This is a genomic window from Aeromonas sp. PS2Canimalfood6, from assembly GCF_048276795.1.
In the GTDB taxonomy this organism is placed as follows: domain Bacteria; phylum Pseudomonadota; class Gammaproteobacteria; order Enterobacterales; family Aeromonadaceae; genus Aeromonas; species Aeromonas caviae.
The window spans coordinates 1-22093 of sequence record NZ_JBLUXC010000049.1; the positions used below are offsets into that span (position 1 = coordinate 1).

At 64.2% G+C, this 22093-nt stretch carries 17 protein-coding genes and 1 pseudogene; 8 read left to right on the forward strand and 10 right to left on the reverse strand.

Annotated features, from left to right (window positions below):
* The 8 genes and pseudogenes from ACNPAA_RS16675 to ACNPAA_RS16710 form a co-directional block, all read right to left on the reverse strand.
* Positions 1 to 453: pseudogene (locus tag ACNPAA_RS16675) on the reverse strand (IS1595-like element ISAeca5 family transposase); the annotation flags it as partial.
* A 56-nt stretch (positions 454 to 509) separates the two neighbouring features.
* Positions 510 to 791, reverse strand: a complete 282-nt coding sequence (locus ACNPAA_RS16680; RefSeq protein ID WP_417891877.1) for a hypothetical protein — start codon at positions 789 to 791, stop codon at positions 510 to 512.
* A 78-nt stretch (positions 792 to 869) separates the two neighbouring features.
* Positions 870 to 2924 (reverse strand): exodeoxyribonuclease V subunit alpha, encoded by a 2055-nt coding sequence (gene recD, locus ACNPAA_RS16685; RefSeq protein ID WP_417891878.1) that lies wholly within the window; start codon positions 2922 to 2924, stop codon positions 870 to 872.
* An 8-nt stretch (positions 2925 to 2932) separates the two neighbouring features.
* Positions 2933 to 6547 carry an exodeoxyribonuclease V subunit beta gene (recB, locus tag ACNPAA_RS16690; RefSeq protein ID WP_161469730.1) on the reverse strand — a complete coding sequence of 1205 codons (3615 nt, stop codon included), beginning with the start codon at positions 6545 to 6547 and terminating at the stop codon, positions 2933 to 2935.
* A complete protein-coding gene (recC, locus tag ACNPAA_RS16695; protein WP_417891879.1) occupies positions 6547 to 9903 on the reverse strand; it encodes an exodeoxyribonuclease V subunit gamma in 3357 nt (1118 codons plus the stop codon). Before recC ends, recB begins: the two co-directional genes overlap by 1 nt.
* Positions 9904 to 10135: 232 nt before the next feature.
* Positions 10136 to 10528, reverse strand: coding sequence for a DoxX family protein (locus ACNPAA_RS16700; protein ID WP_043154976.1), 393 nt, complete (start codon positions 10526 to 10528; stop codon positions 10136 to 10138).
* A gap of 83 nt (positions 10529 to 10611) precedes the next feature.
* Positions 10612 to 11298 carry a pirin family protein gene (locus tag ACNPAA_RS16705; RefSeq protein WP_010675910.1) on the reverse strand — a complete coding sequence of 229 codons (687 nt, stop codon included), beginning with the start codon at positions 11296 to 11298 and terminating at the stop codon, positions 10612 to 10614.
* Positions 11299 to 11328: 30 nt separating this feature from the next.
* Positions 11329 to 11661 (reverse strand): hypothetical protein, encoded by a 333-nt coding sequence (locus ACNPAA_RS16710; RefSeq protein WP_053288810.1) that lies wholly within the window; start codon positions 11659 to 11661, stop codon positions 11329 to 11331.
* Between the two features lie 257 nt (positions 11662 to 11918).
* Between ACNPAA_RS16710 and ACNPAA_RS16715 the strand changes: the two genes are divergently transcribed.
* Both ACNPAA_RS16715 and ACNPAA_RS16720 read left to right on the forward strand, forming a co-directional pair.
* Positions 11919 to 12833 carry a LysR family transcriptional regulator gene (locus tag ACNPAA_RS16715; RefSeq protein ID WP_010675912.1) on the forward strand — a complete coding sequence of 305 codons (915 nt, stop codon included), beginning with the start codon at positions 11919 to 11921 and terminating at the stop codon, positions 12831 to 12833.
* Between the two features lie 443 nt (positions 12834 to 13276).
* Positions 13277 to 14041 (forward strand): helix-turn-helix domain-containing protein, encoded by a 765-nt coding sequence (locus tag ACNPAA_RS16720; protein ID WP_010675913.1) that lies wholly within the window; start codon positions 13277 to 13279, stop codon positions 14039 to 14041.
* 48 nt (positions 14042 to 14089) lie between these two features.
* Here the strand turns inward: ACNPAA_RS16720 and ACNPAA_RS16725 are convergent, their stop codons facing one another.
* The gene (locus ACNPAA_RS16725) at positions 14090 to 14902 is read right to left on the reverse strand and encodes a UTRA domain-containing protein (protein ID WP_161646905.1); all 813 of its coding nucleotides are present in this window, start codon (positions 14900 to 14902) and stop codon (positions 14090 to 14092) included.
* Between the two features lie 183 nt (positions 14903 to 15085).
* Between ACNPAA_RS16725 and ACNPAA_RS16730 the strand changes: the two genes are divergently transcribed.
* The 6 genes from ACNPAA_RS16730 (at position 15086) to ACNPAA_RS16755 (ending at position 20380) form a co-directional block, all read left to right on the forward strand.
* On the forward strand, positions 15086 to 16132 hold the full coding sequence (locus ACNPAA_RS16730) for an ABC transporter substrate-binding protein (RefSeq protein ID WP_053288812.1): 1047 nt from the start codon (positions 15086 to 15088) through the stop codon (positions 16130 to 16132).
* Between the two features lie 10 nt (positions 16133 to 16142).
* The gene (locus ACNPAA_RS16735) at positions 16143 to 16976 is read left to right on the forward strand and encodes an alkaline phosphatase family protein (RefSeq protein WP_417891880.1); all 834 of its coding nucleotides are present in this window, start codon (positions 16143 to 16145) and stop codon (positions 16974 to 16976) included.
* Positions 16976 to 17872 (forward strand): ABC transporter permease, encoded by an 897-nt coding sequence (locus ACNPAA_RS16740; protein WP_417891881.1) that lies wholly within the window; start codon positions 16976 to 16978, stop codon positions 17870 to 17872. The genes ACNPAA_RS16735 and ACNPAA_RS16740 overlap by 1 nt, the downstream gene beginning before the upstream one ends.
* Positions 17865 to 18641 carry an ABC transporter permease gene (locus ACNPAA_RS16745; protein WP_323938401.1) on the forward strand — a complete coding sequence of 259 codons (777 nt, stop codon included), beginning with the start codon at positions 17865 to 17867 and terminating at the stop codon, positions 18639 to 18641. The genes ACNPAA_RS16740 and ACNPAA_RS16745 overlap by 8 nt, the downstream gene beginning before the upstream one ends.
* 6 nt (positions 18642 to 18647) lie before the next feature.
* A complete protein-coding gene (locus ACNPAA_RS16750) occupies positions 18648 to 19655 on the forward strand; it encodes an ABC transporter ATP-binding protein (protein ID WP_128313526.1) in 1008 nt (335 codons plus the stop codon).
* A gap of 65 nt (positions 19656 to 19720) precedes the next feature.
* A complete protein-coding gene (locus tag ACNPAA_RS16755; RefSeq protein WP_143236965.1) occupies positions 19721 to 20380 on the forward strand; it encodes an HAD family hydrolase in 660 nt (219 codons plus the stop codon).
* A 23-nt stretch (positions 20381 to 20403) separates the two neighbouring features.
* Here ACNPAA_RS16755 and ACNPAA_RS16760 read toward each other — a convergent pair whose 3' ends face one another.
* Positions 20404 to 22008 (reverse strand): sensor domain-containing diguanylate cyclase, encoded by a 1605-nt coding sequence (locus ACNPAA_RS16760; RefSeq protein WP_010675921.1) that lies wholly within the window; start codon positions 22006 to 22008, stop codon positions 20404 to 20406.
* Positions 22009 to 22093 lie beyond the last annotated feature (85 nt).

A 22093-nucleotide genomic window follows, 5' to 3' on the forward strand; every position in this document is an offset into this window, starting at 1 on the left:
CTCGCCACCCCAGTAGACATCATCGAGCTGAATGATGCCGCTGATGGGCTGCTTGTCATCGGACTCTTTCATGGCTTGCAGCAGCTTGTGCTTGAGCATCCAGGCGGTGTCATATTTGACGTCCAACTGGCGCTTTAGCTCCATCGCTGACAAGCCAGTTTTGGTCTGTGACAGCAGCTGCATCGCCAGAAACCACTTGGTCAGTGGGAGTTTTGTGTTTGCAAAAATCGTGTTTCCAGTCAATGACATCTGGTGACGGCAGTTATTGCATTGCAGCACGCGTGGCCGACTTTTCAGGCGACAGCAGGTCTTGTTGGCGCACTCAGGACAGATGAAACCGTTCGGAAAACGCCAAGCAAGCAGCGCGTTTTCGCACTGCGCTTCAGTGCCATAGTCCTTGAAAAAATCAAACAGGCTGTAGCCTTTCTGGAATTGGACTTTGCTTTTGGCCATGATCTCGCACCTCAGTAACTGTACGTAAGATCAGTATAGCTCGTGGTGACTGCTAATCATGGGTAATCAGGTATAGATTTTTTCTTCCATCGCTCCCATGAAACATTTATTTCGGCTTCACGATTGAACTTTATATCTTTGTCAGAAAAAATAAAAATGTTGTTATTAAAGACAACTAATAGATCACATAATTCCTTTCCTGTTTTAGTCTTACTAAATCCTTCATTGGTATATACATTGGGATACGACCAAAGACTCAAAAATGTTTTATCACATAAATAAGCTAAAAAAGCTTCACTAGACGTGACACTACTCTCTTTTATAATTGGTTGTAACATATTCACTCCAAAATTAAATATTATTAACGTCCTTGATAATACAAGTTAAACGCAATAGCTCATTCCTCCCCTTCTGAATCACTCCCCCAACCTCTGTGCCAATCCGGAATACCGCTCGGTCTTTTTCCGCACCGCCTGTGCCAGCAGGGCGCGATCGCCGTAGAGATCGAGGCGGGCCTTGGCGCGGGTGATGCCGGTATAGACCAGCTCGCGGGTCAAGAGCGGGCTGGGGCTGTCGGGCAGCACCAGCACGGTATGGGCAAACTCCGAGCCCTGGGATTTGTGGATGGTCATGGCGTAGACCGTCTCATGGGGCGGCAACCGGCTGGGCAACAGCGCCCGCAGGGTGCCGTCCGGCTGCTCGAACCACACCTTGAGGCGGCCGGTGTCATCGGGCAGGCAGAGCCCCATGTCGCCGTTGTAGAGGCCCACCCCGTGGTCGTTGCGCACCACCATCACCGGGCGGCCCGCATACCAGTCGCCGTCACGCTGGATCAGCCCTGCCTTGGCGAGGGCCAGTTCGAGCCGCTCGTTGAGCCCCGTCACCCCGAAGGGGCCGTCCCGCAGGGCGCAGAGGATCTGGAAGCCGTTGAACGCCTTGAACACCGCCGCCGGGTCCTCGCCGGCCCGGGCCGCCTTGAGGTAGCTGCCATAACCGGCCACCCCCTCGGCAATCAGGGCGTTGTAAGCCTCCCCCGCCCAGGGGTGCAGGCGGATGTCGCCAAATCCTGCGCTCCAGACCGCCTCCACCGCCGCCCCGTCGCCGCTGTTGCAGGCCCGCGCCAACTGGCCGATGCCCGAATGCTGGTCAAAGCGCCAGCTCTTGGAGAGCAAACAGAGGCTGTCGCGCACGCTGGCCCCCGCTGGCGTGCCTTGCAGGCGATAGCCGGTCTGGCGGGAGAGCCAGTGTGCCTGCGCGGGGCTGATGCCCTGTTCGATAAAGCTGCAGATATCGCCGAGCACGGCCCCTGCCTCCACCGAGGCGAGCTGATCCTTGTCGCCGAGCAGGATGAGGCGGGCGTGGCGGGGCAGCGCATCCAGCAGGCGCGCCATCATGGGCAGGTCCACCATGGAGGCCTCGTCCACCACCAGCAAGTCCAGGTGCAGCGGGTTGCCTCTGTGATGGCGGAACTGGCTGCGCCCGGGGATCACCCCGAGCAGCCGGTGCAGGGTGCCCGCCTCGGTGGGGATGGCCTCCACCCACTCGGGGGGCAGGTCCAGGGCCTGCAGGGCAGAACCGATACTCTCGGTGAGGCGCGCCGCCGCCTTGCCGGTGGGGGCCACCAGCCGGATCGCCGGGGCCTTGCCCCCTTGCAGGCCGGTCTCCACCAGGATGGCGAGGAGCTTGGCCACCGTAGTGGTCTTGCCGGTGCCGGGGCCGCCGGAGATGACCGCGAAGGGGCGCGCCGCCGCCATGGCCGCCGCCAGCTTCTGGCCGTTGCAGCAGAGCGCCTCGGGCACCAGGGTATCCAGCCGCTCCAGCTCGCTGGCCGCCTGGGCGCTTTTTAGCAGGGTCTCCACGGCGGGCCACTCCACCTCATGGGGGAAGACCAGATCCAGGTACTTCTCCACAAAGTGGCGGACGGAGAAGTCCGGCGCGAGGCGGGCCTTGAGCAGGGCCCCGAACACCAGGCCGTAGTCGCGGGCAAAGAGGCGTGACAGGGCCGGGGCAATCTCCGGCCATTCGGCCCGTTCACTCAAGGCGCTAAGGTGGCGGGCCACCCCCAGCTCAAAGTCGTGGTAGCGGGTGAGGTAGAGGCGATCCCCCCAGAGTCGCAGGGGCCAGCGGGGGATCTCCCCCTCCTCCTGTTCGCTCCCCACCAGGGGGCTGGCCGCAAAGAGGGCGGGCCAGCTCGCGGGATCCGCGAGATCCGCCAGCAGATCCCGGCTCTGATCCGGATCCAGCCCGAAGGGGCGCGAGGATCCCTGCCCGTCACCGCCCTGAGCGAGCATCGCCAGCGGCAGGCAGACATGGCCGCGCCCCAGCTCATGGCAGGCGAGCGCGGCCCCCAGCACCAGCTCGGGGCTGCCGCCAAGGTCGGCCACCAGCCTGGCAAATTGCAGGTCAAGCTGGCGGATGCGCCCCGCCAGCGCCAAGGCTTTCAGCCGCTCTATCATGGTTTCGCCCTTCATCTCGCCCCTCATGCCTCTGCCTTGTTCGATTTCTCTAAACGATGATCGTCAGATGTCACACCTTTACTAAACAACTCGTCCAGCCCCAGCACCAGTTCCCGGCTGGGCCTGGCATGGAAAATGCCCCCCTGGGGCATGCCGCGCAGGAAGAGATAGAAGACCCCGCCAAAATGCCGGTCGAAATCGTAGCCCGGCAGCCGCAAGGCGAGCAGCCGATGCAGCGCCAGCGAATAGAGCTGGTATTGCAGATCGTAGCGATGCTCGACCATGGCCCGCTCCAGGGCCGGGCGGCCGTAATCGGCGGGGCTCATGCCAAGGTGGTTCGATTTGTAGTCGAGCAGATACCAGCGCCCCTGCCACTCGAACACCAGGTCGATGAAGCCCTTGAGCATCCCCTGCACGGTGGCAAAACCGAGCGGCTTGCCGTCCCGCGACAGGGGGTCGTGCTGCTGGCAGAGTGCGGTGAGCGCCGGTGCCGTCACCCGCCCCATGGGCAGGAAGAACTCCAGCTCCACCTGTTTGCGCTCGGGGGCCAGATCCCGCAGCCGCACCGGATCCCCAAGGCCGGTCTCAAGGGGGGTATCCAGCACCGCCTCCACCTGCTGTTGCAGCACGGGGGCCCAGCCTTCGTCGAACCCCTCCTGGGTCAGCAGGGCGGCGATGTGCTGTGCCAGCGACTCGCCCTTCGCGTGCTCGAAGTCGATGGTCTCGAACAGGCTGTGGAGCAGGGTGCCGGGACGCGCCCCCTTGGGGAAGGTGAAGATGGAAGGGGCGGGCGCCTCCTCTTCCTGCACGGTGACGGCAGCCTCGGTGGCCACCTCGTCGTCGAAGCCGGGGTTGGCCAGCACCCCCTTGCCGTGGCCGTTGCCCTGGGCCGCGAGCCCGGAGTAGGAGCTGATCCACCAGTCCCGCTCAAGCTGCCCCTGGAACGCGCGCACGCTGGGCTCCCCCGGCGTCTCCGCTTCGGCGGGCAGCGGGGCCGGGCGGGTGAGCGAGGGCTCACCGACGGCCACCCCCGGCAGCGCCTGGGCCAGGTCGGTGAGGGCGGTCGCCAGTGTCCCGGCGTCCCCCTCCTCCCCCTTTTGCAGCAGGTAGCCGATGGCGGTGCGGTGCAGGTCGGTCTTCTCCGACTTGCCCGCCCCGGAGCGCACCGGCGCCAGCCCGAGCCAGGTGGCATAGACCCCCCGGGTCAGGGCCACGTAGAGCAGGCGCAAGTCTTCGGCGAGGCGCTCCTTGTCGGCCTCGGCCAGGGACGCCTCGGCACCGGTGAGATCGAGCACGGTGCGATTGCCCGCCTCCCCCGTTTCGTGGAACAGGGGGGTGTCGGCGGCGCGGTGGCTGCAAATGAACGGCAGGAAGACCAGCGGGTACTCCAGCCCCTTGGATTTGTGGATGGTGACGATCTGCACCAGCTTGCGCTCGGATTCCAGGCGAAGTATCTGCTCCCCGTCCTGGCCGTTGGGCTGGCTCACCGCCTCCCCGAGCCAGCGCAGCAGGGCGTACTCCCCGTCCAGCTCGCAGCTCGCCTGTTGCAGCAGCTCGCCGAGATGGAGGAAGTTGGTCAGCCGCCGCTCCCCGTAGGGGCTCGCCAGCAGGGAGGCGGCGAGGTTGCGCCCGTGCATCAGGGCCCGCAGCATGGCCAGCACCCCGTGGCGATGCCAGACCGCGCGGTATCCCATGAACTCCTGCACCGCGCTTTCCCAGGCCCGCTCGTCCGAGGCCAGCGCGTCCAGAGCCCTGGCATCGAGATCGAACAAGCCGGTGGCGAGCGCTGCCCTAAGGCTTCGCTCATCGCTCGGGTTCTGGCAGGCGTGCAGGATCAGGAGGATCTCCCGCGCCTCCACCTGGGCCAGCACGCTCTCGCGGTTCGACAGATAGACGGAGGTGATGGCAAGGCGCGCCAGCTCCTGCTGCACCAGCTTGCCCTCGGCGCCGGTGCGCACCAGCACGGCGATATCCCCGGCCCTGACCGGCTCGCTGCCGAGCATCGCCTTGCCCTCCCGGGCCAGCGTGAGCAGGCGATGGATCTCCGCCGCCGTGGCGCGGGCCATCCTGCTCTGGTACTCCCCCTTGTTGAAGGTGGGCTGACCGGTGAGCTGCCAGCAGTGCAGCACGGGGGCGGTCTGCCCCTCGATCAGCAGTGCCCGGCTCTTGCCCTGCGCCTCCACCGGCAGGAAGGGGATGTCCGCCTCGTAGATGAAGGGATCCTTCGCCCGCTCGAACAGGCCGTTGACCGCCGCCACCAGGGCGCGGCTTGAGCGCCAGTTGCGCCCCAGGGTGTAGTGGGCGCTCACATTTCGCCGCGCCTGGATGTAGGTGAAGATGTCGGCGCCACGAAAGCCGTAGATGGCCTGCTTGGGGTCGCCGATCATCAGGAGCGCCGTGTCCTGGTGACCGCCGTAAAGGCGATGGAAGATGCGGTACTGCTGGGGGTCGGTATCCTGGAATTCATCGATCATGGCGACCCGGTAGGTGGCGCGGATGCGCTCGCACAGCCGCTCCCCCAGGCCCGAGCCGAGCGCCCCGTCGAGATCCCGCAGCAGATCGTCGAAGGAGAGCTGATGGGCCTGGCGCTTGCTCTCCTGCATCCGGCTGCGCACCACCCTGGCCGCCCGCTGCAAGACGAGATCCCGGATGCCGGGTCGGCTCGCCAGCAGGGCGTCTATCTCCCCAAAGAGCGGCAGGGTGGGCACCGTTCCCCCCTTCTTGAGGTTCTCCTCCAGCGCCTGCTGGCCGAAGCGCTCCAGCTCCTTGGGGAGGACGTAGCCGCTGGTCTCGTCCTGCGCCCAGTCGCCAATCTTGGCAAGCCAGCCCTCGTAGTTCTTGCCGGTGTAACGGCTGATCTGCCCCTCGGTCTGGCGGCGGATCTCGTCCGTCTGCGCCAGCCACCCGGCTTTCACCGCCCCGATGCGGGCCATGGCGACGCTGTGCCGCGCCGCCAGGGTCTCGTCCCCCGCCACCGGGCGGATCTCCAGCTCGTCGTTGTCGAGCCAGCTCCCCATCTCCCGCAGCAGGGCAGCGGGGCTCGGCCAGAGCCTTCGCACCGCCCGGGCCAGGGGCTGATCCACCGGATAGAACTCGGCGCGCCAGTAGTCACTCACCGCCTGCAGCCGGAGCCGGCTGTCGTCGGTCAAAAATTCGGTTTCAAAGAGGGCGCCCGACTCGAAGGCATTCTGCCTGAGCATCCGCTGGCAGAAGCCGTGGATGGTGAAGACCGCCGCCTCGTCCATCTGCCGCTCGGCGGCCAGCAGGCGACGGGCCGCCAGATCGTGATCCTCCACCTCCGCCAGCAGTTGGGCCAGCAGGGTGTCCGTGCTGTGGCCGCGCATAAAGGCGAGACGCGCCTCGTGGATGCGGGCGCGGATCCGCCCCCTCAGTTCGGCGGTGGCCGCCTCGGTAAAGGTCACCACCAGGATCTCGGTCACCGACAGGGGCCGCTCGTGGGCACAGGGCTGACCGGCGTCTCCCCCCTCCTCGCCTGCTTGTTCGATAACCGGGCCGTGGCCCAGCAAGAGGCGCAGATAGAGGCCCGCGATGGTATAGGTCTTGCCGGTCCCGGCGGAGGCCTCGATCAGCCGCTCGCCATAGAGGGGAAAACGCAGGGGATTGAGCGGGTTAGCCATTATTGCAACTCCTCCAGCGCCTGATGGAGCGGGGTCAGGTGTTCACGGGCCAGCCCCTGCAACTGGGCCAGCACCTCGTCATCGAGTTCCGGGAAGCAGCGGGCGACATAGACGTCCTGCCCCTCTCCCGTCACCATGTAGCCGCCGTTGAAGCGGGCAAGTGCCGCCTTGTCGGCCTCCTCCGGCTTTGCCGGATCCTTCTCGATCGCCCTGAGCCACTCCCAGGCGGTGCTCGGGAAGAAGGTCAGCGGCCGCTTCATCCCCTGGGTCCAGAGGGCCACCAGGGCCGCCAACCTGGGCCGCGCCTCGTCCGCCGCAAGCCTTGGCAGCCGCAGACTCTGTTTGGCATCGAACAGCAGGGTGTCGCCGGGGGCGCTGCTCAATGAGAGGCAAAGGTGCTGGATCCAGGCCAGCAGCAGATCCTTGCCGTTGAAGCTGCCGGGTTTGACCACCAGCGCTCGTCCCTTCTGGGTGTCTATCCAGCCCTGAAGCTGCCCCTGGGCCAGGGCGATGTCGATCTCCACCGCCTGTTTGTCCCCCGTCCAGGGGCGCAGCCGCGCCGCCAGCTTGCCCATCTCGCCGTCGATCTCCTCCAGCAGCAGGCTGCCGAACCACCCTTGCGGCAACAGGCCGGAGAGTTGCAGCCGATGGCGACGGGCCTCGCTCTCCCCTTCGGTCAGATGGGCATCCAGCAGCAGCGCCTTGAGCTGATAGTGCTGCAGGCCGTCCAGCTCGAAGGGCTCGCTGTCTTCGATGGTCGCCTCCTCCAGCTCGAACCACACCTTGAGGCGGCGGTTGAGGAAGTACCTGGCGGGCTGGCGATAGAAGCGCAGCAGCTCCGCCAGCTCCAGCCCCTGCTCCCTGCCCCACTCTGCGGGCAGGGGCAGATCGCCGCTCTGGAAGTTGGCGGCACCCCGCTCCGGGCTCAGGGCCGGCAGCCAGTCGGCGGCATAGGTGAAGAGACCGGAGCCGGGCTCGGGGTAAAAGTAGGCCGGGCTGTAGGGGGTGAGGGGGTGCGCCACGATCAGGTGTTCGAGCAGCCGCTGGCCCGAGGTGTCATCGTCGAGATCTTCATCCCCCTCCAGCACGAAGCCCTGGCGCACGTAGTCGATGAGCTCCGCCAGCAGCACGGAGGGCACCTTCTCGCTGTTGTCCTGGGCGCTGAACCCCTGATAGCTGATGTAGAGCCCCTGCTGGGCACTGAGGAGCGCTTCGAGGAAGAGGTAGCGGTCGTCATCCCGGCGGGATCGGTCCCCGCGCCGCGAGGCCACCGCCATCAGATCGAAGCCCATGGGGGGCAGGGTGCGCGGGTAGACGCCGTCGTTCATGCCGAGCAGGCAGACCTGGCGGAAGGGGATGGAGCGCATCGGCATCAGGGTGCAGAAGTTGACCTGACCGGCGAGGAAGCGCTGGCTGGAGCGGGACTCCCCCAGCACGCTGCCGAGGTAGTCCTGCAACAGGTCGGCACTGATGGCCTGCTCGAAGCGGGCCTCGCCGAGCTGGGCCTGCCAGTCGGTGAGCTGGCTGCGAATGAGCTGGAGCTGGCGCTCTTCATCCTCGTCGGCGAGATAGAAGCGCTCCAGCAGCGCCAGCAGGCAGGCGTGCCATTCGGCCAGCGGCTGCGCCTGTTGCAGCCTGGGCAGAAACTCCGCCAGGGAGTCGACGAACCAGGCGAGCTTGCCGAGGATCAGCCCCTGCTGACCCTCGATGTTCGCATAGGGCAGGATCCCCGCCACCGGCTCCCCGTCCCCCATGGCAAAACCCAGCAGCATGCGCCGCAGGCCGAACAGCCAGCTGTTGCCGGACAGACGCGGCAGCGCGAAGCGCTCGGGATAGTCGTCATCCAGCCCCCAGCGGATGCCGGTCTCCTGCACCCAGCGCCGCAGCACGTTGAACTCGTCGTCGTCCAGCTCGAAGCGGCGCAGCACGGCGGGCACCTCCAGGATGGCGAGCAGCTCCCCCGCCCGGAAGCGGGCGTTCGGCAGCCTGAGCAGGGCGAGGAAACTTTGCAGCAGCGGGCTCTCCTGGCTCGCCGCCCGATCGGAGATCGCAAAGGGGATCTGGCCGCGGGCCCCGCCCCGCCCCTTGCCGCCCTCCTTGCCAAAGACGGCCTGGATGTAGGGACCGTAGCTGTTGACGTCCGGCATCATCACCACCACGTCTTTGGGGGTGAGGGTGGGATCCTGCTCGAACAGGGCCAGCAGCCGGTCATGCAGCACCTCGAGCTCCCGCATGGGGCCGTGGCAGGCGTGGATCTGCAAAGTGCCGTCATCCAGGCTGACAGGGCTCTTGTGGTGGCTGGCATCGAGGTTGAACTCGCCGGCCCCCCGTTCCGCCAGCTCCAGCACGTCTTTCTGGATGGCCCGCAGCAAGGTGACCTTGCCCTCATCGTCGCGATCCTCGATGTCGACGAAGGCCTCGATCTGCGGCACCTCCAACTCCATCAGCTGGTGCAGGTAGTCGCGCCCCAGCTTGCCCATGGAGGCGAGCAAGGGGTTGGCGGGGCCCTGCAGGGTCTCGAGATCCGTGCCGGGCTTGAGCTTGTTTTCGAGGCGCGCCAGTGTCTTGCGATCGAGCAAATCCCCCCAGTAGTAGCGGCAGGGGTTGGTCACAAACAGGTGTACCTCCACCTCGGGGCGGCTGCCGAGGGCCAGAAGGGCCTCCACATAGCGGGGCGGCAAGGCCGAGATGCCGAACACGAAGACCCGTTGCGGCAGCCTGCCCGGCAGATCCCGGGTGCGCTCCAGCTCGTGGATGAAGGCCTCGTAGAGGTTGGCGCGGTGGTAGCCGCTGGGGCTGAGGGCCAGGGTGCGGGCCACCAGCTCGCGCCAGAGCTCGGGCTGCCAATCCTGACCGCTCACTCCGGCCAGCTCCTGGCTCAATCCTTCCCCCTCTTCCCAGCGGGCGATCCAGTCCGGCCGGTAGACCAGATACTGGTCGAACAGATCCGCCACCTTCTGGCAGAGCTGCCAGAGCCGCACCTGCTCCGGCGCCGCCCCGTCACTGCCCCCCAGATAGGCCGCGAGGGGCGCAAAGGCGGGTCTGCCGAGCAGGGTGGGCAGAATGGTCATCAGGTGCCAGCTCATGGCCCCCTTGTTGTAGGGGCTCTGGCGGGGCACGTCCGCCAGCACCCGGGTGAACATCTCCCAGATGAAACTCGCGGGCAGGGGAAAGTCGATGTTGGCGGCGATGCCGAACGCCTTGGCCAGCTCCAGCTTGAGCCACTGGGCCATGCCGGGACTCTGCACCAGGATCTGCTCCCGATCGAAGGGGTGGGAGAGCGGAGCCTGCCGGATGCGGCTCACCAGCAGCTCTTTGAGCAGATCCAGCTGATTGGAGTGGTAGAGGGTAAACATGGACGACTCCCGCCAATTTCATGAAGAGGGGGTGCGCGGGGGGACACTCTCTGGCATTCCCGTCACGGCACGCGAATCGGGATTGTCGGGGATCGGGGGATAAGATGCAAAAGGCACTTGTGGCGTCCGGGCTGCGCGCCGTCACACAGATGGCATCCCCGGGAAGCGGACATAAAAAAGCCGGTGCGGGGCACCGGCCAAAAGGCGTTGGAAAACTTGAAACGTCAGGGTATTACCAGTGCTTGCCGAGGCGGGCATCCAGGCTGAAAGCCCCTGCACCGGCCGCCGCCAGGGCCAGGAAACCACCGGCCACGGAGACGTTCTTCATGAACATCAGCATCTGCATCTGCTCGGCAGGCTGATAGTGGAAGATGAAGGCGGCCATCAGGGTGAAACCGGCCAGCAGCACGGAGAGGCTGCGGGTAAACAGGCCCAGCACGATGGCGAGACCGCCACCCAGCTCCAGCAGGATCACCAGGGGCAGCATGAACCCGGGCACGCCCATGGCTTCCATGTAACCCTGGGTACCGGCGTAACCGCCGATCTTGCCCCAGCCAGCCATCACGAACATCAGCGCCAGCAGTACACGACCCACCAGCAGTGCCACATCTTTCATCTTGTCCATCGTCATATTCCTTTGCTTACCATCATGGTATTTACAGTGTAAAAGCTAATTGTTAACTCATTCATTTCGCCAAGATTTTTCTATCAAGGCAGGTCAAACAGCAGGGCTTCACTCCCCCTGGAGGCGGTGAGCACCCAGCTCGACTCGTCGCGGCTGAGCAGCCCGTCGCCGGGTCGGGCAGCCAGACCGTTGCCGGTCAGCTCCCCTGAAATCATGTGCAGGTAACCATGACGCCCTTGCAATGCCCACTCGAGGGTCTCCCCTTCGGCAAGCTGCAGCCGCCACACTCTGGCCTGCTGGCGGATCCTGAAGGATCCCGCCTCGCCGTCCGGTGACGCCACCAGCGTCATCCCGGGCTTGTTTTCAATCTTCTTCTGCTGATAACCCGGGGTCGTGCCGTGTTCATTCGGCTCGATCCAGATTTGCAGCAGGGAGAGCGGCTCGGTTTGCGAGGGGTTGTACTCGCTGTGCCGGATGCCGGACCCTGCGCTCATCAGCTGGAAATCCCCCGCCGGGATCTGCTCGGCGTGGCCGAGGCTGTCCTTGTGCTCTATGGTGCCTTGCAGCACGCAGGTGAGGATCTCCATGTTGGCGTGAGGGTGGGTCGCGAAACCGCCACCCGGCGCCACCCGATCCTGATTGATGACCCGCAGGGCAGAGTGTCCCATCCATTCCGGGTCATAGTAGTGACCGAAGGAGAAGCTGTGACGGGCATCCAGCCAGCCAAAGTTGGCCTTGCCCCGTGCTTCTGCGGCTCTCAATTTCATCATGGTGTGCTCCTCACTGACCAAGTTGGTTCATTAACGCTGGCGACCGTCACCCAGACCGAAGGGGATGCGGTAGCTGCTGCTTTCGTTGCCCAGGCTCACCGTCAGGTTGCCCTGGGTGCGGCTCGGGATGGCGACCTGCTGGGTGCCGATCAGGTTGGCGTGGACAGAAGCCAGCAGATCACCGGACTCGTCGCGCACCTCCAGCATGGGGTTGGCCTTGCCGTCCATCGCGGCGGTGGCGCTCCAGTTGACGAACAGCACGCCCGGGGCGGCATTGAAGTCAGCGGGAACGGAAGCCTGGGCGGCACCTGCGGTCATCAGGCCTGCAACGGCCAGCATCTTGATTACGTTTTTCATGTTCATTCACTCTCTTGGGTTTTATGTCATTGCCAAGGCCCCTTGGGCCCGAATCAATGCATCCATGCAAGAGATCATTCAAATACTATGTTGTTCTTTTGCTGACATCAGACATCGTGTTTGGGGATGTCTCAGCCCGGAACTACCTTTTATTTGGCTGCCAGGCGTTCCTGCCTAAGCGTTGATTGAATATTAAAGTGACTTCCCCTAAGTTGTTAGCGAGATAATCTGGTAAACACATTCAAAAAAATTGAAGGTTGGATATGGCCAAGGAATCGAACAAGGAGCGGGCGCTGACCCTGGAGGCGATCCGGGTGCTGGACGCCATCGACCGCCGTGGCAGCTTCGCGGCAGCGGCCGACGAGCTGGGCAAGGTGCCTTCGGCGCTGAGCTACACGGTACAAAAGCTGGAAGACGAGCTGGACGCCATGCTGTTCGACCGCAGCGGCCACAGGACCAAATTCACCCCGGCGGGCCGCATGCTGCTGGAGCGGGGCCGGGTGCTGCTGGAGGCGGCCGAGCACCTGGTGGGGGAGACCCGGGCCCTCTCCCGTGGCTGGGAGACCGACATCACCATCGCCGTCGATGCCTTGATGCCGGTACAGGCTCTCTACCCCCTGGTGGATCGGCTGGCCGAACAGACCGATACCCGGCTGAGGTTTCGCGCCGAGGTGCTGGCGGGCAGTTGGGAGTGCCTGGAAGATGGCCGCGCCGACCTGCTCATCTCCTCTCTCAATGCCGATATCGCCATGACCGGTATCAAGCACCAGGTACTCAGGGAGGAGGTGATGCTCTACGTCGCCCATCCCGATCACCCCCTGCATCAGGAACCCGAACCCCTGGCGGACGAGACCCTGCGCCGCTATCGCGCCATCGCGGTGGCCGACACGGCGCTGCGCAAGCCCGTGCTCACCTACCGCCTGCTCGACAAGCAGCCGCGCCTGACCGTCAGCACCATGGGGGAGAAGCGGGACGCGCTGCTGGCGGGGCTCGGCATCGGCACCATGCCGCAACGCTGGATTGAAGAGGACATCAAGGCGGGCAGACTCAAGGTGATCAGTCCCGAATATCGCCACCAGATCCAGGTCGTGCTGGCCTGGCGGCGGGACACCATGGGCAAAGCCAAGAGCTGGCTGGTGCGGGAGATCCCCAAGCTGTTTGCCGGTCAGGGGGAATAAAGGACTGCCTTCCGGGGTCGGTGGCGCAGGAAGTACCAAAACTGCGCCCCATTCTTGACGACGGGCTCAGATTCGGAGAAAAGAAAAAAAGCGGACCTCTTGCGAGTTCCGCTCAATGCCAGGAAAGAATAAAACCTTGCGGTTAAAAAAACCCTTAAATTGGAAGCAAACAATCGTTTTCTCAACCAGGAAGGTATTGAATCCGATTCGTGTTGAATTATGTGCGATGTAATATGCATCACCAGCAAAATGTTGAAAGGTTGAAGGATATGCACCACCGAGTGTCATTTTCTGCCACCTTGCACCACAACTGGTCAGGCCATTTCCGCCATTATCACCGGGTTACCCTCCTCTGGTTTTTCTAGGTGTCAAAATTTGAGCCCGATACAGACAAACCACTCAATTTCTGACACGACTAAAAATGCAGATAAAGGAATAGTTGCATGACCTACAGCCAGACACTGGCCAATCACATCCTCGACACCCTGAAGAAAACCCTGACCGACAAGGGGATCCGCTATCAGACCCTGGCAGAAGCCATGGGGGTTTCCATCGCCACCGTGAAGCGCATGATGAACAAGCCCTCCCTGCCGTTCGACACCCTGCTGGAGATCTGCCATCTGGTGGGACTCTCCTTCGAAGAGCTGCTGGACCGGACCCAGGATGCCCAGAGCCGCCGGGCCGTCTTCACCCAGGAGCAGGACGAGGCGTTTCACAAGGAGCCGGGGCTTTATGCCTTCCTCGCCAACATCTTCTGGCGCGACAAGACCCTTATCGACCTCAAGCGGGAGTACGGCCTGACCGATGCCTCCTGCTACCTCTATCTGCGCAAGCTGGAGAAGCTCGGCATCCTGCAGCTTGGCATCGACAACAGCTACCACTTCCTCATCAGCGAGCGCATCAGCTTCGAGCAGCACAGCCGTTTCGCCCGCCAGCAGGCGCGCCAGGCCATGTCGGTGCTGGGGGACTATCTGGTGGAGAACATGCACAGGCCCAACAACTACATGGCGCTGTGCCAGCTCCATCTGGGGGAGAGCGAGGCCATGGCGCTGATCGATCGCATGAAGGAGTACTGGCATCAGGAGCTCAAGCTCAACCGCCCCGCCATCGGCCAGCGGGAGGGCAGCAAGACCTACACCATGTCGCTGCAACTGGCGGACTGCGGCTACCAGAGCTTCGACGATCTGATCCCCAACATCGACAACTGATCTCGGTGGATCCTGCGGGATCCGCCATGTCAGCGCGCCAGAACGCCGCTACTCTGCCAGTTGCACCTGCCGCGCACCGGTGGCGAGCGGTTGCAGTGCCCGGGTATCCAGGCAGATGCGGATGGCGTCCGGTCGCCAGTGCTCGATGTCGCAATCCACCAGCTTCCCCTCCTCGTCATGATTGACCCGCACCAACCGCAGCACGGCGCTCCCCTGGGCCAGGTTGAGGGCGCGGGCTATCTCTCCCCGGGCCGCCGAGGGGGTGATCTCGAGGCTCGCCCAGCCCTGGCCTATGCCATAGCGCTGCCGGTAAAGCTCGGTGAGGGAGCTGGCCAGAGGAGCGCTGGCGATGCCGGGGAAGCGGCTCGCCAGCAGGTGATGGCTGACGTGGAGCACCGGGCGACCGTCGATCAGCCGCTGGCGGCGGATTTCGTAGAGCGGCGTAAAGGGTTCCAGACCCATCCAGCGGCACAACTCGCTGCTGGCAAGCTGGTTGCCATGGGCCAGCACCCGGGTCTCGGCGGTGCGCTGCTGCTCGCCAATCCACTGGTGAAAGTGGGTGTGGATGGCGGGATCGTAGGTGAGGCGGGGCGGCGCCACGAACCAGCCACGCCGCTCGGCCCGGTAGATGAGGCCGTCCGCCTCGAGGCTGGAGAGCGCCTCCTTGATGGTGATGCGGGTGGTGGCGAAGCGCTCGCTCAGCGCCCGTTCGGCGGGCAGCTGCTGCCCCGCCGCCAGGTGTCCGCTGCCGATATAGCGGCGCAGGGTCCGGCAAATCTGTTCGCACTTGGAGGGTATGCGGCCATCGGCCATCCCCTGTTCACTCAATCGCTCTGTCACTGTCACATCCCTGTCGGTCATTCGGGTTTGCACACCACTGGAGTAGACCAGAGGTTGTCGACCCCGAGTTGTAACCGCCCCTGATGACAGCGCCATGACAGGGCGATTGTCACGAAACTGCCATCAAAGCGCCCCGCCACCGTCATATTTCCCCTCTAGCATCCCTCTCGAACCTTAACTGACCTAGTCCAGAGGGATGGGATGATGAAAAGCGTGATCGCAAGTGCACTGGCCCTGGTGGCCATCAGTCAACCGCTGTTTGCCGCCGAGAACATCGCGGATCTCGAAAAAGCCGCCCGCGGTGAGGGCCAGCTCCAGAGCGTCGGCATGCCGGACAGCTGGGCCAACTGGAAGGATACCTGGCAGCAGCTCGGCAGCATCTACGGCATCAAGCATCAGGATACCGACATGAGCTCCGCCCAGGAGATCGCCAAGTTCGCCGCCGAGAAGGCCAACGCCACCGCCGACATCGGCGACGTGGGCGGCGCCTTCGGCCCGGTGGCGGTCAAGCAGGGTGTCACCCAGCCCTACAAACCCTCCACCTGGGCCGACATTCCCAACTGGGCCAAGGATGCGGACGGCCACTGGATGCTGGCCTATACCGGCACCATCGCCTTCCTGATCAACAAGGATCTGGTCAAGGCCGCCCCCACCAGCTGGCAATCCCTGCTGGGTGGCGACTACAAGGTGACCCTGGGTGACGTGGGCGTCGCCTCCCAGGCCAACAACGGCGTGCTGGCGGCGGCCTATGCCACCGGCGGCAGCGAGAAGAATCTGAAACCCGCCCTGGAGTTGTTCGGAAAGCTGGCCAAGCAGGGCCGTCTGTCGCTGAACGACCCGACCATCGCCAACATCGAGAAGGGCGAAGTGGAAGTGGGGGTGCTGTGGGACTTCAACGCCCTCAACTACCGCGACCAGATCGACCCCAAGAAGTTTGATGTGGTGATCCCGAGCGACGGCTCCGTCATCGCCGGCTACACCACCATCATCAACAAGTGGGCCAAGAACCCCAACGCCGCCAAGCTGGCGCGGGAATACATCCTCTCCGATGCCGGTCAAATCAACCTGGCCCGTGGCTACGCCCGCCCCATCCGCAGCAACGTGACCCTGCCGGATGACGTGAAAGCCAAGCTGCTGCCGGCCGAGCAGTATGCCAATGCCAAGCCGGTGCAGGATCACGCCGCCTGGGAGCAGAGCTCCAAGGCCCTGCCGCGCCAGTGGCAGGAAACCGTCATGATCAACATGCAGTAAGGAGTGGCCAGTGCAACACAAGGTGATCGTGGTACTTGTGGATGGCCTGGCAGCAGAGGTAGCCCATTGCATGGGCTACCTCTGTGGCATGGTGGAGGCAGAGCGCGGCCTGCATACGACCCTGAGTGCCGCCCTGCCCTCCCTCTCCCGCCCTCTCTACGAGTGCATCCTGACCGGCGTGCCGCCGGTGGCGAGCGGCATCACCCACAACGGGGTGACGCGCCTGAGCCAACACGAATCCATCTTCCATCTGGCCCGGGCCGGCGGCAAACGCACCGCGGCGGCGGCCTACTACTGGGTGAGCGAACTCTACAACCAGAGCCCCTGGCTGGCGGCCCGCGATCGCTTTACTCACGATGAACAGTTGCCCATCCAGCACGGCTGCTTCTACTGGGATGACGGCTACCCCGACAGCCACCTGCTGATGGACGGCGAGTGGCTGCGCAGCCAGTACGACCCCGATTTTCTGCTGATCCACCCCATGGGGGTGGACGATGCGGGCCACCAGTTCGGCCTCCATTCCCGCCAGTACCGCAATCAGGCTCGCCGCATGGACAGCCTGCTTGCCGACCTGCTGCCCCAGTGGCTGGCAGAGGGGTATCAGGTGATGATCACCTCGGATCACGGCATGAACAACGATCTCAGCCATGGCGGCACCCTGGCCGAGGAGCGCACTGTGCCACTCTGGCTCTTTGGCGATGCGTTCGTCGAGCGCTGGCCGGATGGGGTGGCGATCGCCCAGACCCAGCTCTGCGCCCTGATGGCGGATCTGCTGGGAGTTCCCCACGACAAGCCGGCAGCCCCCCCGCTGCTCAAGGCGGCCTTTATGCGCGAGGTGCACTGATGATGCCTGCCACCACCGAGATCCTCGTGGATCAACAGGTGAAGCCACGCCGGGAGCGCCGCCACTGGCTGCCGGTCCTGGTGCTGCTGCCCTTTGTCCTCTTGATGATCCTGTTCCAGCTCGCCCCCATGGCGTGGGTGCTGGTGGGCAGCGTCCAGACCCCCGATGGCTGGGGTCTCGACCACTACCGGGAGATTTTGAGCTCCCCCTTCTATCTGCAATCCTTCGGCAACTCGTTGCGCATTGCCGGCATCGCCAGCCTGGCGGGGCTCGCCATCGGCACCCTCGGGGCGGCGGCGCTGCGCCACAGCGGCGAGCGGGTCAAGCGGGTGCTGCTGGCCTTCGTCACCATGACGGGCAACTTCAGCGGCGTGCCGCTGGCGTTCGCCTTTATCATCGTGCTCGGCATCAATGGTGCAGTGACCCTGCTGCTCAAATCCTGGGGCCTCATCGACGGCTTCAACCTCTATTCGGGCAGCGGCCTTATTCTCATCTACACCTACTTCCAGATCCCGCTCGCCTTGCTGCTGCTCTACCCGGCCTTCGATGCGCTACAGGATGAGTGGCCACAGGCCGCCGCACTGCTCGGCGCGAGCAAAGGGCAGTATGTGTGGCACGTGGCGCTACCGGTGCTCACACCCGCCCTGCTCGGCACCCTGATCATCCTGTTTGCCAACGCGGTGGGAGCCTATGCCTCCGCCTACGCCCTCACCACCGGCAACTTCAATCTGGTGACCATCCGGGTGGCCAGTCTGGTCTCCGGCGACATCTTCCTCGAGCCCAACATGGCGGCGGCGCTGGCGGTGATCCTGATGGTGCTGCTGGGGGTGGTGACAGCCGCCAACCAGTGGCTGCTGAAAAAGAGCTATGTGAACAAGGGACAATCCCATGCATAATTTGACGCCGCGCTGGCCCAGATGGGTGCTGGGGGCGCTGGTCGCCACCCTGTTGCTCCCGCTGCTGGCTACCTTTCTCTACTCCATCTCCACCCGCTGGGGGGCGACCCTGCTGCCGGACGGCTTTACCCTCGACTGGTATCTCAAGCTCTGGGGCGACCCGCGCTTTCTGGCGGCCTTTGGCCGCAGCCTCCTGGTCTGTTTCGCCACCCTGCTGCTTGGGACCCTGGTGCTGGTGCCCACCGTGCTGGTGGTGGCCTACTACTTCCCCAGGCTGGATCCCTGGATGAACCTCTTGATCCTGCTCCCCTTCGCGGTGCCGCCCGTGGTCTCCTCGGTGGGGCTGCTGCAGATCTACGCTGACGGCGTGCTGCCGATCATCGGCACGCCGTGGATCCTGATCGGGACCTGGTTCACCGTGGTGCTCCCCTTCATGTACCGGGCGCTGGCCAACAGCCTGCAAGGGGTGCCGCTCAAGGATCTGATGGATGCCGCCCATCTGCTGGGGGCCAGCAGCGCCCGCGCCTTCCTGCTGGTGGTGATCCCCTGCCTGCGCAAGGGGCTGCTGGCGGCGCTGTTTCTCTCGCTGTCCTTCCTGCTCGGGGAGTTCGTGTTTGCCAACATGCTGGTGGGCACCCGTTACGAGACCCTGCAGGTCTACCTCTACAACATGCGCGCCACCTCGGGCCACTTCACCAGCGCACTGGTGATGAGCTACTTCCTGCTGACCCTGCTGCTCACCTGGGCAGCCAACAGATTTCATCGGTGAATCAACATGTTCCATCTAGAAGTGAATCAACTGCACAAATCCTACGGTGACACCAAGGTGTTCGAGGGAATTGAATTCGGCATCCGCAAGGGGGAGCTGGTGACCCTGCTCGGCCCCTCCGGCTGCGGCAAATCCACCCTGCTGCGGGCGCTGGCCGGGCTCACCCCGGTGGATGGCGGTCAGGTGCGGGTGGCCGGTGAGGACATTACCTGGCAGGCACCCCAGAAGCGGGGCATCGGCATGGTGTTCCAGAGCTATGCGCTCTTCCCCAACATGACGGTGTGGGACAACGTCGCCTTCGGCCTCAAGATGAAGCCCCAGCCGGGGCGGGATCTCGCCGCCAGCGTGCAGGAGGCGCTAGAGCTGGTGGAGCTGACCGGCTTCGAGCGCCGCTATCCGGGCGAACTCTCCGGCGGCCAGCGCCAGCGAGTGGCGCTGGCCCGCGCCCTGGTGGTGCAACCCCGGATCCTCTTGCTGGATGAGCCGCTCTCGGCGCTGGATGCCCGCATCCGCCGCAGCTTGCGCCAGCAGATCCGCGCGATCCAGCAGCGCCTCGAGCTCACCACCATCTTCGTGACCCACGATCAGGAGGAGGCGCTGACCCTGTCGGATCGGATCTTCCTGATGAACAAGGGATCCATCGTCCAGAGCGGCACGCCAGAGCAGATCTACACCCGCCCCGCCAGCGAGTTCGTGGCGGGCTTTATCGGCAACTACAACCTGCTGGGTGGCGAGCAGGCCAAATCCCTGTTCGGCCCGCGCTTTCGCGGCAAGCTGGCGCTGCGGCCGGAGTCCATCACCCTGCTGCCTGCAGGGGCGGTCAGCCACGAGCCCAGCCTGCCCGGCATCGTTCGCCAGCAGCAGCTGCTCGGCAACGTCATCCGCTATCAGGTGGAGTGCGAGGCAGGGCTGTTGACGGTGGATTGCCTCAACCGCCGTGCCGGCGATCTGCTGCCGGTGGGCAGCGCCGTGACCCTGGTGGTGGCCCGGGATCAACTCTGTGAGGTAGCATAACGCCATGAATCCCATTCATTTTTCAACCAGTACCCCGATGCTGGCAGCCAACCCGAGGAGCAGCCATGGCCCTGGCACTGTTTGATCTGGACGAGACCCTGATAGCGGGGGATTCCGCCAGCCTCTGGCTGGAGTACATGGTGGCCCAGGAGCTGGCCCCGGCGGGCATGGTGGCCGAGGAGCAGGCCATGATGTCCCTCTACCATCAGGGCAAGATGGACATGCACCAGTACATGGCCTTCACCCTGCAACCGCTGGCAGGCAGGACGCGCCAGTGGCTCGACTCCCTCTGCACCCACTTTGCCGAACAGGTGCTGCGGGAGCGTCTCTACCCCGAGGGGCTGGCCCGCATCGAGTGGCATCGCCAGCGTGGCGACGAGCTGGTGCTCATCTCCGCCTCCGGCGAGCATCTGGTGGCCCCCATGGCGCAGATGTTGGGGATGGATCACTGCGTGGCCATCCTGCTCGACGAGGAAGCCGGCATGCTGACCGGTCAGACCCGCGGCACCCTGAGTTTTCGCGAAGGCAAGGTGGCCCGCATCAACCAGCTCTTTGCCGGAAAGGAACACCTCTGGCAGGGGAGCTTTGGCTACAGCGACTCCCACAACGATCTGCCCATGCTGCGGGCGGTGAGCCATCCCCATGCGGTCAATCCGGCCCCCGCCCTGCGCCAGTGCGCCGAGGAGCTGGGCTGGCCCCTCTGGACCTGGCAGTTGCACCCTTGATCCGCGCAATGAAGAAGAGGCCCTCAGGCCTCTTCTTTGCTCAACATGCCATCCCCTGAGGGCGAGTCGTCCCGGGGAGCCAGGGGATCCACCATGTAGATGCGATTCTTGCCGTCACCCTTGGCGCGATAGACCTCGGCATCGACCATGGTCAGCAGGCTCCTGGCCCCAAGCCCGGGGGCACTCGCCACCAGGCCGCCGCTGAAGGTGATCCCAAGACCGGGTTCACGCCAGTGCAGGGAGGCCACCCCAATCCTGTACTGCTCCAGCAGCATCTGGCAGAAGTGGATGTCCGGATTGGCGAACAGCACCACCAGCTCTTCCCCGCCATAGCGGCATACCCAGCCATGATCCCCCAGCAGCTTGGCGCCAAAGCTGGCCACCCGCTTGAGCACCACGTCCCCGGTCTGGTGACCATAGGTGTCATTGATCCGCTTGAAACCGTCCAGATCGATCATGGCCAGGCAGAAGCGGTCCTGATCGAGCAGCAGCCGATTCAACCGCTCGTCGAAGAAGCGCCGGTTGTAAAGGCCGGTCAGCTTGTCGAGGTTCGCCTGCTGGCGCACCTCGTGATAATCCTTGCTCACCTCCGCCAGCTCGGCATAGACGTGCCTGAGCTCGCGCATCCCCCCCTGGTGCACCTCGTCAGGCTGGGTCCGGCTGGCCCGGATCACGGTGGAGATCTCGTCCAGCATCCGCCTGAAATAACGGGACCAGATCAGTGCCAGCACCATGTAGAGCACGCTGGCCAGCACGATGATCCCGAGCACGTTGAGGGAGGCACTCGCCACCACCGCCTGGATGCTGGAGGCGGGCAACACGCTGATCAGCACCCAGTTGTGGTCCGGCAGGCGGCTGTAGGCCACGAACTGGCGAGACGCCTGATCCAGGAAGATGCCGTCCTCCCCGCTGAAGCGGGAGAGCCAGGTCGGGTGGGTCATGGGCTTGAGCAGTTGTGAGGGATCGGGGTGGGCCAGCACCTTGCCCGACTGGTTGACGATCATCTGGTAACCGCTGTTCCACTGCCGGTTCAGCTGGGCGGAGAAGGGGGCCAGGATGGCATCCACCGCGAAGACCCCCCGCACCTTGCCCTCCTTGTCGGTGATGGCCCGCGCCAGGGCGATCACCAGCGTGCCGTTGGTGTAGTCGTAGTAGGGTTCGGTCCAGACCATCTTGCCCACATGCTGGCTGGCCAGCTGATACCAGGGGCGCACCCTGGGATCGAAGTCCGCATCCGCCTGCCATTCGGGGTAGATCAGCATCTGGCGCTCGGCGGTGCCCACATAGATGTAGATGAGATCCGCCATCACCCCCTTGTAGAGGCGCCACTCCCTGAGATAGGAGTCGGTGTTGCGCAGACGGGGGCCGCTGATGTCCTCCACCTTGACCTGGTCGTAGATGAGGGAGAACTGACGCTCCATCTCGTTCAGGTAGGGCTCGATGAAGACGTGGCGCAACTGGTGATTGGTGGCGAGCAGGCGCTGTTGCAGCTCTCGCTGCAGGCTGCGCTCCATGTGCAAGTAGTAGATGGCGCCCAGCATCAGGACGGGAATGAAGAGCAGAAGCAGGCCCAGGCGCATCCGTGCCACCAGGGACCAGGTCTTTTTGGAGACTGCTCGCTTATCCAACCCTGACTCCATGCTATCCCCTGACATCGTGTAGTGTCAGAATATCAGCCCCACCTGATGGCGTCCAAACGGAAGCGCATCAGGT